The organism is Serratia sp. AS12 (assembly GCF_000214195.1).
GTDB classification, from domain to species: domain Bacteria; phylum Pseudomonadota; class Gammaproteobacteria; order Enterobacterales; family Enterobacteriaceae; genus Serratia; species Serratia plymuthica.
Genome location: NC_015566.1, coordinates 915,320 through 930,580, shown reverse-complemented (window position 1 = coordinate 930,580; position 15,261 = coordinate 915,320). Strand labels below are relative to the sequence as shown.

The following is a 15,261-nucleotide window of genomic DNA, read 5'->3' as shown; positions in this document are numbered from 1 at the left end:
GTGAAACAGGGAATTCAATGTTCTGACAGTATATGTATGTAAAGGTTAGCGGCGATGAGTGAGAAATGCGAAAAGGCCCGCAAAATGAACTGCGGGCCTGAATAACGAGAATGCGTAGCTATCAGGCAGGTTGCTGCTGGTACTTCTTATCCAGACGCCCGCTAAGGCCAACCAGCAACAGGGCCACCAGCACGATCAGCGCGCCAATCCACGGCGTTTGCGCCAATCCCAGGGTAGCAACGGTCTGGCCGCCAATCACCGACCCCAGCGCAATGCCCACGTTGAATGCCGCAATATTCAGGCCGGAAGCCACATCCACTGCGTTCGGCGTGTACTGCTCGGCTTTCTGCACCACATACACCTGCAAACCCGGAACGTTGCCGAAGGCAAACACCCCCATGACGATCACCGTTATCAACGCGGCAATGCTGTGGCCGGCAGTGAACTGAAACACCAGCAGCAGAGCGGCCAATGCGGCAAAGATAAAGCTCAGCGCCCGCACCGCGCCATGACGATCCGCCAGTTTGCCCCCCCAAATGTTACCGATCGCCACCGCGATGCCATAGGCAAGCAGGATCCAGCTCACCGCCGGGGCGGAGAAACCCGCCAGTTCCTGCATCATGGGCGCCAGGAAGGTAAAGGTGGTGAACACGCCGCCGTAACCGAGGGCGGTGATGGCGTAGATCAACAACAGACGCGGATGGGTCAGCACTTTAAACTGCTCGCCGATACTGGCGCTGGCCTGATTCTTGATATTGTTCGGTACCAGAATGATGCTGGCCACAGTGGCAAGAGCGCCAATCAGTGACACCGCCAGGAAGGTTTCGCGCCAGCCGAAATGCTGACCGATAAAGGTCCCCAACGGCACTCCGGTCACCAGCGCCACGGTCAGGCCGCCGAACATGATGGCGATCGCCGAGGCAGCTTTCTCTTTCGCCACCAGGCCGGTCGCGATAGTAGAGCCGATTGAGAAGAATACGCCATGCGCCAGGCCGGTCAGCAGGCGGGCCACCACCAGCGACTCATAGCCTGGTGCCTGCCAGGCCAGCAGGTTGCCGAGGGTGAACAGCACCATGAGGCCAATCAGCAGCAGCTTGCGCGGCACGCGGCCGGTCAATGCCGTCAGTACCGGTGCGCCAATCGCTACGCCGATAGCATAAATGGTTACCAACAGCCCTGCCGAGGGCACTGTCACGCCAAGTTGCTCTGCGATGGTCGGGATCAAGCCGACTATCACAAACTCCGTGGTGCCGATAGCAAAGGCACTGATGGTCAATGCAAGTAATGCGAGAGGCATGTTTATTTACTCCAAATAGCGTTCAGGTTGATGACGGCTATTATCTGCTCATGCTTAAATGATAAAAATGCTCAAAGTTTCAAATTAATTTTGCTAATGGAGCAACAATGAAGGCCAATTCTGATGAGTTGATCACTTTTGTCACCGTGGTGGAAAGCGGCAGTTTCAGCCGGGCGGCTGAGCGGCTGGAACAGGCCAACTCGGTGGTTAGCCGCACAGTCAAGAAACTGGAAGCCAAGCTGGGTGTGACGCTGCTAAATCGCACTACGCGGCAAATCAGCCTGACGCAGGAAGGGGAAAACTATTTCCGCCAGGTGCAGAAGGTACTGAGCGATATGGCGGCGGCAGAAAATACGCTGTTCGAAAGCCGCCAGCGCCCGCAGGGGCTGCTGCGTATCGATGCCGCTACGCCGGTGGTACTGCACGTATTGACGCCGCTGGTGGCGGAGTTCAGGGCTCGTTACCCGGAGATGTCGCTGTCGCTGGTGTCGTCAGAGAACTTTATCAACCTGATTGAACGTAAGGTGGATATCGCCATCCGCGTGGGTGAACTGAGCGACTCCACCCTGAAGGCGCGTAAGCTGATGACCAGCTATCGGCGCGTGCTGGCCTCCCCCGCTTATCTGGCGCAGTACGGCACGCCGCAGACGGTAGAGGCGCTGGAACGGCATTGCTGTATCGGTTTTAACGATCTGCCCAGCTTGAACCGCTGGCCGCTGGCCTGTGCCGACGGCCGTCAACTGGAAATCACGCCGGGGCTGACCACCAACAGCGGTGAAACCCAGCGTCATCTGTGCCTGCACGGTAACGGTATTGCCTGCCTGTCGGATTTTATGATCGATGCGGATATCGAACGCGGCAATCTGATGCCGATTTTGGTGAAAGAGACCCTGCCGGTAGCGATGCCGATCAATGCGGTGTATTACAGCGACAGTGCGGTCAGCAACCGCCTGCGCAGCTTTATCGACTTTGTCAGCGAACGCCTGGCGCAATAAAAAAGGCGCCCCTTGGGCGCCCTGATGCACATGTTCCGGAACATTAATCCCAGTTCGGCGCCAGGCCTTCCGGACTAACCAAACGGCCATTGCTTTCCAGCGTAGCCATCTCCGCCATTTCTTCCGCAGTCAGCGTCAACTGCTGCGCCAGCAGGTTGCTCGCCAGGTTTTCACGCCGGGTGGAAGAAGGGATCACCGCGTAACCCAGTTGCAGCGCCCAGGCCAGGATAACCTGAGCGGGGGTCGCGTTGCGCCGTGCCGCGATAGCCTTGATGGTTTCATCCTGCAGCGCTTTGCCATAGGCCAGCGTCATGTAGGAGGTGATGGCAATGCCGTGCTGCTGAGCAAATTCAACCACCTGACGGTTCTGCAGATACGGGGACAGCTCAATTTGGTTAGTCGCGATTTGCTCTGCGCCCACGGCATCGATCGCCTGCTGCATCAGGTCCAGGGTGAAGTTGGACACCCCGATTTGGCGCGTCAGCCCCAGTTTTTTGGCTTCCAGCAGCTCAGCCATAAACTCGGCAACGGGGACTTCGCCATTGGGTGATGGCCAGTGGATCAGCGTCAAATCAACGTAGGCCGTTTGCAGCTTGCTCAGGCTCTCTTGCAGGCTCGGGATCAACTTGCCCTTCGCCAGATTGGCGATCCAAATCTTGGTGGTGATGAACAACTCGTCACGCGGTATGCCGCTGGCGGCAATTGCCTGGCCTACCGCCGCTTCGTTTTCGTAGATCTGCGCAGTATCAATCGCGCGATACCCCAACTCCAGCGCAGTGCTGACCGAGTCGATCACGACCTGATCCTGAAGACGGAAAGTGCCTAAACCAAATGCAGGGATGCTCATAATGTTATTCTCTCATTAGGATGTTGATGCGATATGGGAGGATTATGGCAACTGTTTTGTTGATCAAAAACGCCCTATTGCGCATAAGACTTTTGATTAAATGGCAACAATAACCGGAGCGAGCGCCCCGGTTTGAAGGAATTACGCCCAGCGGCGCAGGATCAACGAGGTGTTAATACCACCGAACGCGAAGTTGTTCGATTGCACAAACTCGGTATCAATTTGCCGATATTCGCCCATGATGTAATCCAGATCGCCGCAGGCACTGTCCGGTTCACTGAGGTTGATGGTCGGCGCAAAGCGGCTTTCACGCATCATCTCCAGCGTCATCCAGGCTTCAAGCGCGCCGCAGGCACCCAACGTATGGCCAAAATAGCTTTTCAGCGAGGAGATTGGCGTGCGGTTGCCGAAAATCGCCGCCGTTGCCTGGCTTTCCGCTATATCGCCGCGATCGGTCGCCGTACCGTGAGCGCTGATGTAGCCGATATCGCCGGTCGCCAGCCCAGAGGCCTTCAGCGCCTGCTGCATGCAAATCTGCATGGTTTCCCGCTGCGGTTGGGTAATATGCGCCGCATCGCAGTTGGTCGCAAAACTGATAATCTCGCCGTAAATTGTGGCACCGCGCGCCTGCGCATGCTCCAGCGACTCAAGGATCAAGGTTCCCGCCCCCTCGCCAATCACCAGGCCGTCGCGCTGACGATCAAACGGGCGTGGCGACAGATCCGGGCGATCGTTTTGCTGGCTGGTCGCAAACAACGTATCGAACACCGCCGCTTCCGAAGGACACAGTTCCTCGGCTCCACCCGCCACCATCACCGTCTGATAACCGTGGCGAATGCTCTCGTAAGCGTAGCCAATCGCCTGGCTGCCTGAAGTACAGGCGCTGGAAGTCGGGATTACCCGCCCCCGCAGGCCGAAAAACAGGCCGGTATTCACCGCTGCGGTATGCGGCATCATCTGCACATAGGTGGTGCCGGTGATATTGTTGGTGTGTTTTTCCGTCAGCATGGTGGCGAACTCACTGACCGGTTTGGTGCTGCCGGTAGAGGAGCCGTAGGCGATGCCGGTCTCGCCGTTGGTCAACACCGCCTCATCCAGCAACCCGGCCTGCTCAAGCGCCAGTTCGGTCGCACGGGTCGCCAGCAGTGAAACACGCCCCATCGAGCGGATGCGCTTGCGCGTATAATGCTCCGGCAGCACGAAATCATCGATCGGTGCGCCAAGGAGGGTGTTCAACCCCTGATATTCTTCCCATGGCGCCATATAACGCACCGCATTCTTCCCCTGCTTCAGCCGGCCGGACACGTCCGCCCAGTTATTACCGAAGGCGGTAACACCCGCCATGCCGGTCACAACCACTCGCTGCGTCATACCATTCCTCCGTTAATGGAAATGACCTGCCGCGTTACATAGCCGGCAATATCTGACATCAAATAGCTGGCCAGCCCGGCCACCTCTTCCGCCGAGCCCATGCGTTTGAGCGGGATCGTGCGCATCGCTTCAATCAGCGCCGCCGGCTCCATGTCAATCATGCCGGTGTCAATCAGGCCCGGGGCGATGCAGTTAACGGTAATTTTGCGTTTCGCCAACTCGACAGCCAGCGCCTTGCAGGCACCGATTACGCCGGCCTTGGCCGCGCTGTAGTTGACCTGTCCACGGTTACCCATTACGCCGGAAACCGACGACAGCGCAATGATTCGCCCGCCTTTGCGCAGGCCAATCATCGGCATGACGCAGGGGTGAAGCACATTGTAGAAACTGTCGAGGTTAGTGTGGATCACCCCGTCCCAGTCCTCTTCGCTCAGTGCCGGGAAAGCGCCATCGCGGGTAATGCCCGCATTGTTCACCACGCCGTAATAGGCGCCGTGAACCTCAATATCTTGCTCAAGCTGCTCGCGGCACTGGGTGCGGTTGCTGATATCAAACTGAATCAAACGCCCTTGCCCGCCGGCGGTGGCAATTTGCTGCAGCGTGTACTCTGCCCCGGTTTTATCGCGGTGATAGTGAACGACGATCAAAAAGCCATCCGCAGCCAGGCGGCAGGCAATAGCCTGACCGATCCCTTTACTGGCGCCGGTGACTAAAACGGAACGCATCATGCGTTTCCCCTTAAAGTAGTCAATTGGATTATTTCTTGTTGATCAGGCTGATAGGTATTCAGCCTGCCCTGTGCGACCCGCACATTATCGATACTGATTTCACATTCGAAACTGGCCAGCTTTTCGTCTTTCAGCAGTTGCTGCACGCTAACCCGCAGTTCGCTGCCGGCAGGAAATACCGGCAGTTCGCAGTGAATAGCGCGCCCGCCGAGCAGCATGCCAAGCTGCGGCGATTGGGCATGTTGCCTGCCATGCCAACCGCTCCAGACGCCGATGGCCTGCGCCATCAGCTCAATGCCGTACCAACCAGGCAGCGCGCCCTGTGCGTCAAGAAAGGGGGCCAATACGCCGTCAGGGCTGACTGTCACCGCGCACTGCGCGTGCTCCTCACCCACCTCAAGCACCCTTTCCAGCAGCACCATCGGCGATGCGTGGGGCAAATAGTATTCCGCAGTGTGATAACGACTCATGGCGCATCCCCCAGCAACAGGCAGGCATTATTGCCGCCGAACGCAAACGAATTAGACAAGATAGCGCGCTGGCGCAACGGTTGCGGCCGGTAAACCAGACCTATCGGTGCCAGCTCGCCATCGCAGGGCGCAACGCTGAAATCCTGCTGTGGCAATGGCAATGGCTGGGTCAATAACAACCAACTCAGCGCCGCTTCTACCGCACCGGCGGCACCGAGCGTGTGGCCGGTGAGGTGCTTGGTGGAGCTGCACGGCGTCTGCGCGCCAAACAGGCGATTCACCACCTGAGCTTCTACCAGATCGTTAAGCCGTGTCGCGGTGCCGTGCAAATTGATATAACCGATCTGTTCGACGCTCAAACCCGCCTGTCGCAGCGCCATGTTGATAGCCCGTTCTGCACCGGCGCCTTCCGGATGCGGTGCCGACATATGCCAGGCATCGGAAGACTCTCCGACACCCAGCAACGCGACTGTTGCCGGCTCACGCGTCAGCAGCATCAGCGCTGCGGCCTCGCCAATATTGATGCCACTGCGCCCGGCGGAGAATGGCGTGCAACGCTCCGCCGACAGCGACTCCAGGCTGTTAAAGCCGTTGATCGGCATCTGGCACAGGCTATCGGCACCGCCCACAATCGCCGCGTCCACCAGCCCGGCATCAATCAGGCGTTTACCGCTGATGATGGCGCGCGCACTGGAGGAACAGGCGGTAGACAGGGTATAGGCCGGGCCACGGGTAGCAAGAAAAGCGCTGAGGAACTGGCCTGGGTCGCCCAACTCCTGCTGCTGATAATCATAGCGCTGAGGCCACTGCCCTGCCTGATGCTGTTGCAGCGCCAGTTCACCTTCACGAATGCCGGAGGTGCTGGTGCCCATGATCACCGCAACGCGATCGGCACCGTAGCGGGCGATGGCCTCGCGCACCGGTACCTCGATTTGCGCCAATGCGGCCAACAGCAGGCGGTTGTTGCGAGAGTTATGGCGTTTGAGCGCCTCAGGAACGGCGGGCAGCTCGCCCTGTACGTTACCGAACCAGGATGGCACGCCGCCGAGCAGCCACTGCGTCTGTCTCTGCATGCCAGGCGATACGCCGCGAGCCAAATTTTCCGCGATCTGCGGCAGGCTGTCGCCCAGCGCGCTCACCATCCCTACGGCAGTGAAATAGATCATTATTCGCTCCCCAGATTCTGAATGGTGATGCGGTAATGGAAAGCGGATTGGGTTATCGACAGCGGATTGCGTTGGCCATTGGCTTGCTGATAACGAATTTCACCGATCGTCGCGCCGCGATCGTCATACAGACGGCGCACCTCCGGCCGATCCTCCAACCGCCATCCTGCAGGCAGCAAGGGCTGCCAGTCGGCCGCTGGCCAATAGCTCAGCATGATATCAGCCAGCACCTGATTGGCGGGCGGCAGTTCACCCACTTTGATCAACTGCTCGGTGTGGATCCCCTGACGATCATAGGTCAGGTTGAACAAGCGGATGCCCAGCGGCGACATCCCCACCAGTTGCAGGCGCCGGCCGTCGGCATTGAGCAGCACCAGCATCGAATGCCGCTGTCCCTTCACTTCGGCGGTCAATAACTGCTGCTGGCTGATCGGTTGCTCCAACACCGGCGACGGCAATGTCACCCGCGTCCCGGGTTTCAGCCACGCCTGCGGCAAGGCGGGATCCTGCGAACCGGCACAGCCGGCCAGCAGGGTTGCCAGCATTAACAGCATCATTCGTAAGCCGCGCATCAGGCTTTTCCTCTTTTTCTTTTCGTTGCTAACGTCAGCGGTGCCAACAGAAATGCCACGGCGATGCCGCTGCTTAGTACAATGCCAAAACTGCTGATGGCCTGAGTATGGCTCAGTACCAGCATGCCAAAGGTCAGTTGGGTGGTGAAGACCGCCATAAAGATGGCGAACATCGAGGTGGTCGGCGTGCCCCGGGGATTGGTGAAGAACAGCGTATAGTTAATACCAATCCCCAATACCAATATCAGCGCCAACAGCGAAAACAGATTCAGCGAATGGCCGCTCAGCGCCAGCACCGCAATACCGCAGCCCAGCGACAACAGCGTCGGCACCATACAGCGCAGGCCGTGCCCCAACCCAAAACGCCACAGGTAGATCAGTGCGATCGCCGCCACCGACAGCGCCAGCAGAGACGAAAGATACAGCCGGTACTGGCCGAACAGTTCGCTGAATTCGGTTTTCCGGTCAATCCAACCGGTGCCCGGCACCTGCCCAGCCAACGCCTGCATCGCCGCGCTGTTTTGCACGCCGTTGACCGGCACCAGCGCCGCACTGCGGCCGTCAGGCAACGTCAGCCAAAGCAGACGCCACCCCTCGCTGACCACGCTGCCCAGCCACTGTTGCGGCGTCACCCAGTCAGCGGTCAAGTCAGGCGCATTCAGCGTCAGTTCCGCCTGCTGCAACTGCGCCATCACCTGTGGCGCTACGCGTTGCAACAGGGTGACGTTTTCCTGCTGACGCTGATGCGAAGGCAGCGGCAGCAGGCGATAATCCGCCAGCACGCCTTGCCGTTTGGCCTGCGCCAGCTTGGGTTGCAACAACTCCAGCCGCTGCAGCAGTTGTTCGCCATCGGCACCGTACACCACCAACCATTTCTGATCGTTATGCTGGCCGGTCAACGCGGCGATACGCTGTTCTTGCTGCTGCAACGCCACCGGCAACGCCTGCAGTTGGCCGATATCGTCATCCACTTTCAGTTGGCTGAAACCGGCAATAATGACCAGCACTGCTGTGCCGGGCAGCCCATAGCGCAGCAGTGGCCGGTGGCGCCAGGCGTGCAGCCAACGAAGGATAAACGCCAGCCCCGGCGCCGGACGCACCGGCAGCCGACGCGACAGCTGCGGATACCAGCAGATCACGGTAATGCAGGCGGCGCTCAGGCCTGCGGCGGCAAACACCGCCAACTGCTGCAGGCCCGGGAACGGCGCAATCAACAGCGCCAGATAGGCGACCACGGTAGTCAGCAGCGCCATCGACAGTGCCGGCAGCAGTTTTTGCAAACTGGCCAACGGCGTCGATTGCTGCCCATGCACCCTGCGTTCGGTCAGAAAATAGAGCGCGTAATCTGCCGAAATGCCGACGATGCTGATGCTCAGCACCAGCGTCATCAAATGAATTTCACCAAACGCCAGCAGCGTGGCGACGGTACCCGCCAATGCGCCGATCCCCACCGACAGCGCACACAGCAACAGCGGTAATACTGAGCGGAACATGAACAGCACCAGAAGGAAGACTCCCGCCACCGAGGCCAGACCAATGGTCGATATATCCCGTTCAGCCTGCTGGCTGGCGTAGTTGCTGTAATAGAGCGTGCCGCGGTTCAACACCTCGGCGCCCGGCCAACGTTGTTGCAGTTGCTGTTGCAACGCCGTCAGTTTATCTACCGTGCTTCGTGCGCTGCCGATGTCATAAGAGGAAGCGCCAAGCTCGGCGTGCAGCAGATACCAACTGCGCCCCTGCGGGTCACGCGCCACCAGCCAGCCGTTTGCTAAGCTCAGTGAACCGCCGTTGCGCTGCTGCGCCAACTGCGAACCGCGCACCAACATCAGCGGATCGTTAGCCAGTTCCTTGCCGCTGACACCGGCGAAGGCCGAGTAAAGCTGGCCGAGGATCCACTGGCTTTGCACATCCGGCCCCTGCATCAGCCGTTGCCGGGTGGCATCGTCCAGCAACACGTTGCGGTGCTGATAAAAAAATCGTCCCCACTGCTGCTGGCGTTGCGCGTCCATCGGGCCGCCAACCTGCTGCAATTGCGGCATCTGCCGCAATTGCTGCCACCACCAGCTCACTGCCGCGCTGTCCGCACCTGGCGGTGGGCTCACCAGCCACATCAATTGGCGATCGAGCCTGCGGCTGAAGCCGTCGGCCAGTTCATCGGGCACGCCCACCAGTTGCTGCTTCGGCAATAACGCCAGCACACTGCTGTTGATCTGGCTGCGAGGCAGCAGCCAGCACAGCGCAGCGAGCAATATCAGGCAAATCGCCAACCAGCCAAAGGCCAGCCGCCGATGCTGTTCAGGACGCAAAACGCTGTTGCTCATCAACGGTCAGTTCCTGCGGCACCGTACGTTGATTAAAGAAGCGAATGTGCGTGGCATCGTTTTGCATATCGTCGATATCAATGGTTTCCAGGAATTGCTCCCCGTTGAGCGTAATGCGTTTGAACAAGCGATCGAGCGGCGTGGTTTTTGGCGTCAGCACCAACCGCCATTTGTTGTGCCCCAGATCGCTGAACTGCAAGGCAAAGTTTTGCTCCAGCGCCTGGCTGTCGGCGTGGAACAACGCGGTCAGCAGGTGATTAAACTGGAACATCTGCGGGTTGTTATCCGCCGTCACCACCTGCGGGGGCTGGCCGGCCAGGGTTTGCACCATACGTTTATCGTCCAGCAACAAGGTCAGCGGGAAAGGTTTCTGCTGTGACCACCACAGCCCTTTTTGCTGGGAAATCAGCAGTTCGCCGCGCGATTTCAGCGGTTTCGCCATACCGCTGATGCTGCGCTGTTGCTCGAACTCGGCACGCAACACCGGCTGTTGGCTAAAGCGCTGCTGCAACTCCGTCAACGTGACCGCCTGGGCGCTCAGGCTGAACAGGGCGACGACCATCAATAACCCGCTTTTCATTGCTCGCCCCCGATGTTATCCAACAGTATTTGTGGCGAAACAAAGCACATCTCTTTGCTTTCGGCATCCACCGCCACCTGGATACTGTGCCCACGGGTGGTGGTTTTGCCGCTTTGCGCATCGAGGATGCGGTAACCAATGCGCAGGCGATTCTCATACTCTTCCAGTTCAGCGCAGACGATGATCCGTTGCTCAAACAGCACCGGCGCAATGTATTTCACCCGCGTATCCACGATCGGCCAAACATAACCCGAAGCCTGCATCTGGCGATAACCGTAATTGAACTGCTTCAGCAAGGCTTCGCGCGCGATCTCAAAATAGCGAAAGTAGTTGCCGTGCCACACCACGCCCATGGCGTCGGTATCATGGAACGGGATAGTCATCTCAATCCGGGTGGAAAAACGCGGATCTTCTGTTAGCTTCATGTCTCAGGCTCCTGTGCCGCCAACTGCCAGAAATCGAAAAAATTGAACCAGTCGAGCGGTGCCAACAGGCAATAGTGCTCGAGCCGCGCGGCATAATTATCTACCGCCTGCTGCAATGCCTGGCGGCGCTGAGCACGGGGTAATAGCAGCGGATCGGCAAAGGGTTCGAAATACACGTTCAGCCGCCCCTGTTGCTTGAGGCCGAACATCAGAAATACCGGGCAACGCAGCGCGGCGGCCAGGACGAACGGCCCCTGCGGAAAAGGCGCCGGCTTGCCGAGGAAATGGCTCCACACCACGCGCGGCCGTTCGCCACGCTGATGCTTTCCGGCGGAGGTACGATCGCCGACAATCGCCACCCATTCACCGGCGTTGAGCTTGTCTTGCAGACGCATGGCCGTTTCCGGGCCCAGCGAAGTAACCTGAATCAGATTCAGATTGGCGCGCGGATTCACCTCTTTCATCACCTGGTTGAAGCGCTCGGCATGTTCGGTAAACACCAAAGCATTGACCTTAACGTTCGAATCCAGCTCACCCAGCGCGCGACACGACTCAATATCCCCCAGGTGTGAAGCCAGGATCAGCGTGCCTTTGCCGGAAGCGATCTGCCGTTCGCAGCTGGCGCGATCCACCAAACGAATGTCATGCAGTTCCCCACGCCAGCTTGACAGCTTATCGAGCATCGCATCGCCGAAGCGCATAAAGTGACGAAAACTGTTGAGCGGTGCGGGCAAGGCTTGTTGCCTGCCCTGTGCAAACTCTTGCAAGCGTTGCAGATAGTCGCGTGATGCCTTGCGCTGAGCACGACCGGTCAGCCAGAAATAGCCAATCACCGGGTACAGCAGCAGCTGAAATGCCCGGCGGCCAAATAGCCGGTAAACCTGCAGCATGAGCCGGATACCCCACAGGCCATGGCGTTCTTCGGTTGCCGACCAGTGCAATGAATTAGCCGGCTTGCGGCACAGCAGACGTGGAATACGCGGCAACATGCCGAAAAACAAACGGGTGTGCATCCAGGAAATACGCAGGTTGTCGCGCAGTGCGTCAAAATGGGAAACGCCATCGACCGGATAGGTGACGCGCGTCGGCAGAAAGCGGCTTGGCACACCTTGCCAGTACAGCCTGACCATCACCTCGGTATCGAAATCCATGCGCTTGCCGAGCGGGTGACTCGCCGCCAGCGCCAACGTCGGTTCCACCGGGTAGACGCGAAAACCGCACATGCTGTCTTTCAGCGACAGCGACAGGGTTTCTATCCACACCCATACGTGAGTGACATAGCGGCCATACAGCCGCGCCTTCGGCACCGAGCTGTCGTAGACCGGTTGACCGGAAATCAAACAATCGGGGTGAGCGCGCGCTTCGGCTATCATGTCCGGGATATCGCTCAATTGATGCTGGCCGTCGGCATCCACCTGCAGAGCGTGACTGTAGCCCTGGTTGTGCGCCCATTGCAGCCCAGCGATCACCGCCGCGCCTTTGCCCTGATTTTGCTCCAGCCGCAGCAGTTGAACCCAAGGTAACTCAGCCGCCAGCCGTTGCAATTCGTCGGCGGTAGCGGCAGCGCTGCCATCATCCACCACCAGGCACGGCAGGTCATAACCGGTCAGCGAGGCAAGCACGTCAGCCATCATCTGCCCATGATTGAAACAAGGGATAACAATGCAAGGAGAGAACGGCGCGGTCACTGACATAGCGAAATCTTACCGCTGCTGGCGGTAGCCTCACCGAGGCGATAGCTGAACAACAACTTGTGGCGCGCCGGTTGCCATTCAAGCAGCAGCAATACGCTCTGCTCCGGTAACAAGGGCTGTTGAAACTTGACGACGTCGATACCTTTGAACGCCGCCTTGATGCCCAATAGCTGATGCGCATACTGCATCGCCCAGTTCACTTGGGCCACGCCGGGCAGGATCGGCTGCTCAGGAAAATGGCCGCGAAACCAAAACAGCCCCTCGGGCAGACGCAATAACAGGCTGGCGTGGGTCGCATCTCTCACCTGCTGTTGCAGGACCTCAGGTTGCATCATAAAAACAGCTCCTGTAGTTCGGCATAGGCGCGTTTGCCCTGCGGGTTAAGCGGGATGACATCAATAAAGCGCCAACTGCGCGGCAATGCCACCGGCTCCAGCCAGCTACGCAGAGCCTGGCAGAGTTCTCGGGTGAAAGCCCCTTCGGACATGCTTTGCCGGCGAGTTTCACCGTGCGGGGAGAGCACTATCGCCGCCGCCAACAGGGTACGCCCTCTTTGCTGGAGTGGCAGCACCGCGGCATCGGCGATCTCCGTCAAGGCTTTCAGGCGTCGCTCAATTTCCGTCAGCGACAGACGTTTCTCTTCTACCTTGATAATCCGATCGGCGCGGCCATTCAGCTGAAATAGCCGGCCATTCGTTGCAAGCTGGATAATATCGCTCAGCGCCGCCTCACCGCTATCAGGTATCAGCGGCGAGGCTACGTTGACGCTTTTATCCGAATTAACCCTTAGCTCAATGGACGTAAACAACCGCCAAAGCTCTGCCTCCTCGGTTTGTCTGCGCCAGGCCAGCATGCCGGTTTCGGTGGTGCCGTAAATCTCCAGCGGCAGCACCTTCAGCATTTGCCGGGTAAGCTGCGCTTCGGCAAAGGTTAGCGGGCCACCGGCGGAAAACACCTGGGCACAGGCTGAAAACGCCAACCGGTTATCCAAACGTTTAAGCCACGCCGGGCTGCTGACAAAAATCAGACGCCGTTCCTGATGCCTGGCAATCAGTTGCTCATGATATTGCGTCAATTGCGCATCAAATGGCAGGCCAAGCGCCAGCGGCAGGAACAGGCGGAAGCTCAGGCCGTACATATGCTGATGAGACACCGATGCCGCCACGCAGCAGCCCTGAAAGACTTCGCCCCACTCGGCGGCCAACAGCTCGCTCTCACGATCCATGCAGGCGACAGATTTGATTACCGCTTGCGGCTGGCCGGTCGACCCTGAGGTATAAAGAATAAATCGAGGATCCTGAGGCCAGGTGGGCAGCGGGATATCCGCCACAGAGCCCTCTGCCACGCTCAGAACCGGCGTACCGGGATTGAGAGGGAAATCGGTCAGCAAAGCGTCGTAATCCGCCCGCTGCTCTTTGAGGATAGCTTCACGCTGGTGACCGAAGATCACCGGCAATCTGGCGGCATAAAGCGATGCCAGCCAGGCAACGGCAAAACGATAACTATCATCAAAACACAGCGCCCAGCGGCGTTCCTCCCTGCCTGCCAACCTCGCGGCCAGGGTGGCGACATCGCGACGGAATTGGCCAAGACGCAGTGCCTGCGGGCCACGCCAGGCAATAAGCAGGGAATCATCCCGCTCCGCGCTGAGCCACTGGCTCATCGGTAAACTCAGGCGCGCCTGATCCTTTTCCTGACTATCCATTCAATACCCATTAATGCCCCCATCAGCAGATAACTGATGCCGCCGTTATACAGCGTCCAGAGCGCTATATCGTCTGACAGGCAGGTTGCCAGCGCTATTGCGCCATTAACAATAAAGAACCCGCACCAGACCTGAGTCACCCGTCGGGTATAAGCCACGCCGGTGGCGCCTAATTGCGGTTCGGTAATTCGTGCCAGCCGTTCAACCACCGTGGGCGGCGAAAACAGGGAGTAGGCAAACAGCAAAAGCAGTAAAACGTTGACCAACACCGGGTAATACAGCAACCAGTGGGTCTGCTTCAGCCCCCAACTGGCGAGTGCCAGCAGGATACCTACCCCGGCTAACGCCTTGCCCAGCCACATGTGCCGGTGCAGGTTGCCGCGCAAAACCAACAGCCGCAACGCAAACACTGCCGCCAGTAAGGGCGCCAGGATTGTGGTTCCCCAGCGCGTCAGGCCAGCCCACACCGCCAGTGGGTAAAGCAACAGCAGCAGCCAGGTCAGGATCTGCAGCAACCGCAAGACAGGGTTCAGCCATGAGGCGGTTCTCATCTTAGCGCCGCGGCGTTAACTGTCTGATTTCAGCAGTTCATCGATAGCGTCAACCACGTCCTGCACGGTGCGCACCGACTTGAACATTTCCGGCTTAATCTTCTTGCCGGTGGTTTTCTGCAGATGCACCACCAGATCTACCGCATCAATGCTGTCCAGCTCCAGCTCTTCGTAAAGGCGAGATTCCGGTTTAATATCATCAGCATCCAGTTCAAACAGTTTGACCAGCAGTGCCTGAATTTGCAGGTAAATAGCTTGCTTATCCATGAAAACCTCTTATTTGCTACGCAGTGCAGAAACAAACTTCACCAGCGTTTCCACGGAATAAAAATGTTGGCGCATGTCTTCGCTTTCAGCTGACAGCACCACGCCATAACGGTTCTTTAATGCCAGGCCCAATTCCAACGCATCAATCGAATCCAGGCCCAGTCCCTCGCCAAACAGCGGTGCTTCGGCATCAATCTCCTCCGGCGTCATACCTTCAAGATTGAGCGTATCAATGATCAATTGCTTGATTTCGGTGCTCAATAAATTCATTC

Annotated in this window: 17 protein-coding genes; 1 reads left to right on the top strand and 16 read right to left on the bottom strand. The window is 58.4% G+C overall.

Annotation, left to right across the window (positions count from 1 at the left end; all coding sequences use genetic code 11):
• Window positions 1–121: 121 nt before the first annotated feature.
• Window positions 122–1,297: an MFS transporter gene (locus tag SERAS12_RS04260; protein WP_013811592.1), complete on the bottom strand. Its 1,176-nt coding sequence runs from the start codon at window positions 1,295–1,297 to the stop codon at window positions 122–124.
• 107 nt (window positions 1,298–1,404) lie between these two features.
• Between SERAS12_RS04260 and yafC the strand changes: the two genes are divergently transcribed.
• Complete coding sequence (gene yafC / locus SERAS12_RS04255) at window positions 1,405–2,292, top strand: DNA-binding transcriptional regulator YafC (RefSeq protein WP_013811591.1); 888 nt, start codon at window positions 1,405–1,407, stop codon at window positions 2,290–2,292.
• A gap of 43 nt (window positions 2,293–2,335) precedes the next feature.
• Here yafC and dkgB read toward each other — a convergent pair whose 3' ends face one another.
• The 15 genes from dkgB to SERAS12_RS04180 form a co-directional block, all read right to left on the bottom strand.
• A complete protein-coding gene (dkgB, locus tag SERAS12_RS04250; protein WP_013811590.1) occupies window positions 2,336–3,139 on the bottom strand; it encodes a 2,5-didehydrogluconate reductase DkgB in 804 nt (267 codons plus the stop codon).
• Window positions 3,140–3,280: 141 nt separating this feature from the next.
• Window positions 3,281–4,510, bottom strand: coding sequence for a beta-ketoacyl-ACP synthase (locus SERAS12_RS04245; RefSeq protein ID WP_013811589.1), 1,230 nt, complete (start codon window positions 4,508–4,510; stop codon window positions 3,281–3,283).
• Window positions 4,507–5,238, bottom strand: coding sequence for a 3-ketoacyl-ACP reductase FabG2 (locus SERAS12_RS04240; protein ID WP_041415902.1), 732 nt, complete (start codon window positions 5,236–5,238; stop codon window positions 4,507–4,509). The genes SERAS12_RS04245 and SERAS12_RS04240 overlap by 4 nt, the downstream gene beginning before the upstream one ends.
• A complete protein-coding gene (locus tag SERAS12_RS04235) occupies window positions 5,235–5,708 on the bottom strand; it encodes a hotdog family protein (RefSeq protein ID WP_013811587.1) in 474 nt (157 codons plus the stop codon). Before SERAS12_RS04235 ends, SERAS12_RS04240 begins: the two co-directional genes overlap by 4 nt.
• A complete protein-coding gene (locus tag SERAS12_RS04230) occupies window positions 5,705–6,874 on the bottom strand; it encodes a beta-ketoacyl-[acyl-carrier-protein] synthase family protein (RefSeq protein WP_013811586.1) in 1,170 nt (389 codons plus the stop codon). Before SERAS12_RS04230 ends, SERAS12_RS04235 begins: the two co-directional genes overlap by 4 nt.
• The gene (locus SERAS12_RS04225; protein WP_013811585.1) at window positions 6,874–7,446 is read right to left on the bottom strand and encodes a DUF3261 domain-containing protein; all 573 of its coding nucleotides are present in this window, start codon (window positions 7,444–7,446) and stop codon (window positions 6,874–6,876) included. Before SERAS12_RS04225 ends, SERAS12_RS04230 begins: the two co-directional genes overlap by 1 nt.
• On the bottom strand, window positions 7,446–9,767 hold the full coding sequence (locus tag SERAS12_RS04220; protein WP_013811584.1) for an MMPL family transporter: 2,322 nt from the start codon (window positions 9,765–9,767) through the stop codon (window positions 7,446–7,448). Before SERAS12_RS04220 ends, SERAS12_RS04225 begins: the two co-directional genes overlap by 1 nt.
• A complete protein-coding gene (locus SERAS12_RS04215) occupies window positions 9,742–10,347 on the bottom strand; it encodes an outer membrane lipoprotein carrier protein LolA (RefSeq protein ID WP_013811583.1) in 606 nt (201 codons plus the stop codon). Before SERAS12_RS04215 ends, SERAS12_RS04220 begins: the two co-directional genes overlap by 26 nt.
• Complete coding sequence (locus SERAS12_RS04210) at window positions 10,344–10,772, bottom strand: thioesterase family protein (protein WP_013811582.1); 429 nt, start codon at window positions 10,770–10,772, stop codon at window positions 10,344–10,346. The genes SERAS12_RS04215 and SERAS12_RS04210 overlap by 4 nt, the downstream gene beginning before the upstream one ends.
• Entirely contained in the window at window positions 10,769–12,466 is a 1,698-nt protein-coding gene (locus SERAS12_RS04205) for a glycosyltransferase (RefSeq protein WP_013811581.1), read from the bottom strand. The genes SERAS12_RS04210 and SERAS12_RS04205 overlap by 4 nt, the downstream gene beginning before the upstream one ends.
• Window positions 12,457–12,801: a hydroxymyristoyl-ACP dehydratase gene (locus SERAS12_RS04200; RefSeq protein WP_013811580.1), complete on the bottom strand. Its 345-nt coding sequence runs from the start codon at window positions 12,799–12,801 to the stop codon at window positions 12,457–12,459. Before SERAS12_RS04200 ends, SERAS12_RS04205 begins: the two co-directional genes overlap by 10 nt.
• Window positions 12,798–14,171, bottom strand: coding sequence for an AMP-binding protein (locus SERAS12_RS04195; protein WP_041415900.1), 1,374 nt, complete (start codon window positions 14,169–14,171; stop codon window positions 12,798–12,800). The genes SERAS12_RS04200 and SERAS12_RS04195 overlap by 4 nt, the downstream gene beginning before the upstream one ends.
• Window positions 14,138–14,722 carry a hypothetical protein gene (locus SERAS12_RS04190; protein ID WP_013811578.1) on the bottom strand — a complete coding sequence of 195 codons (585 nt, stop codon included), beginning with the start codon at window positions 14,720–14,722 and terminating at the stop codon, window positions 14,138–14,140. The genes SERAS12_RS04195 and SERAS12_RS04190 overlap by 34 nt, the downstream gene beginning before the upstream one ends.
• A gap of 15 nt (window positions 14,723–14,737) precedes the next feature.
• The gene (locus SERAS12_RS04185) at window positions 14,738–14,989 is read right to left on the bottom strand and encodes an acyl carrier protein (protein WP_004948952.1); all 252 of its coding nucleotides are present in this window, start codon (window positions 14,987–14,989) and stop codon (window positions 14,738–14,740) included.
• Window positions 14,990–14,998: 9 nt separating this feature from the next.
• A complete protein-coding gene (locus SERAS12_RS04180; RefSeq protein ID WP_013811577.1) occupies window positions 14,999–15,259 on the bottom strand; it encodes a phosphopantetheine-binding protein in 261 nt (86 codons plus the stop codon).
• Window positions 15,260–15,261 lie beyond the last annotated feature (2 nt).

What these genes read in the sequence shown, in the direction of transcription:
- SERAS12_RS04260 (WP_013811592.1), bottom strand. Translation starts at nt 1,297, where the DNA reads ATGCCTCTCGCATTACTTGCATTGACCATCAGTGCCTTTGCTATCGGC.
- SERAS12_RS04200 (WP_013811580.1), bottom strand. Translation starts at nt 12,801, where the DNA reads ATGATGCAACCTGAGGTCCTGCAACAGCAGGTGAGAGATGCGACCCAC.
- dkgB (WP_013811590.1), bottom strand. Translation starts at nt 3,139, where the DNA reads ATGAGCATCCCTGCATTTGGTTTAGGCACTTTCCGTCTTCAGGATCAG.
- SERAS12_RS04230 (WP_013811586.1), bottom strand. Translation starts at nt 6,874, where the DNA reads ATGATCTATTTCACTGCCGTAGGGATGGTGAGCGCGCTGGGCGACAGC.
- SERAS12_RS04205 (WP_013811581.1), bottom strand. Translation starts at nt 12,466, where the DNA reads ATGTCAGTGACCGCGCCGTTCTCTCCTTGCATTGTTATCCCTTGTTTC.
- SERAS12_RS04195 (WP_041415900.1), bottom strand. Translation starts at nt 14,171, where the DNA reads ATGGATAGTCAGGAAAAGGATCAGGCGCGCCTGAGTTTACCGATGAGC.
- yafC (WP_013811591.1), top strand. Translation starts at nt 1,405, where the DNA reads ATGAAGGCCAATTCTGATGAGTTGATCACTTTTGTCACCGTGGTGGAA.
- SERAS12_RS04180 (WP_013811577.1), bottom strand. Translation starts at nt 15,259, where the DNA reads ATGAATTTATTGAGCACCGAAATCAAGCAATTGATCATTGATACGCTC.
- SERAS12_RS04190 (WP_013811578.1), bottom strand. Translation starts at nt 14,722, where the DNA reads ATGAGAACCGCCTCATGGCTGAACCCTGTCTTGCGGTTGCTGCAGATC.
- SERAS12_RS04185 (WP_004948952.1), bottom strand. Translation starts at nt 14,989, where the DNA reads ATGGATAAGCAAGCTATTTACCTGCAAATTCAGGCACTGCTGGTCAAA.
- SERAS12_RS04220 (WP_013811584.1), bottom strand. Translation starts at nt 9,767, where the DNA reads ATGAGCAACAGCGTTTTGCGTCCTGAACAGCATCGGCGGCTGGCCTTT.
- SERAS12_RS04225 (WP_013811585.1), bottom strand. Translation starts at nt 7,446, where the DNA reads ATGCGCGGCTTACGAATGATGCTGTTAATGCTGGCAACCCTGCTGGCC.
- SERAS12_RS04215 (WP_013811583.1), bottom strand. Translation starts at nt 10,347, where the DNA reads ATGAAAAGCGGGTTATTGATGGTCGTCGCCCTGTTCAGCCTGAGCGCC.
- SERAS12_RS04240 (WP_041415902.1), bottom strand. Translation starts at nt 5,238, where the DNA reads ATGATGCGTTCCGTTTTAGTCACCGGCGCCAGTAAAGGGATCGGTCAG.
- SERAS12_RS04245 (WP_013811589.1), bottom strand. Translation starts at nt 4,510, where the DNA reads ATGACGCAGCGAGTGGTTGTGACCGGCATGGCGGGTGTTACCGCCTTC.
- SERAS12_RS04235 (WP_013811587.1), bottom strand. Translation starts at nt 5,708, where the DNA reads ATGAGTCGTTATCACACTGCGGAATACTATTTGCCCCACGCATCGCCG.
- SERAS12_RS04210 (WP_013811582.1), bottom strand. Translation starts at nt 10,772, where the DNA reads ATGAAGCTAACAGAAGATCCGCGTTTTTCCACCCGGATTGAGATGACT.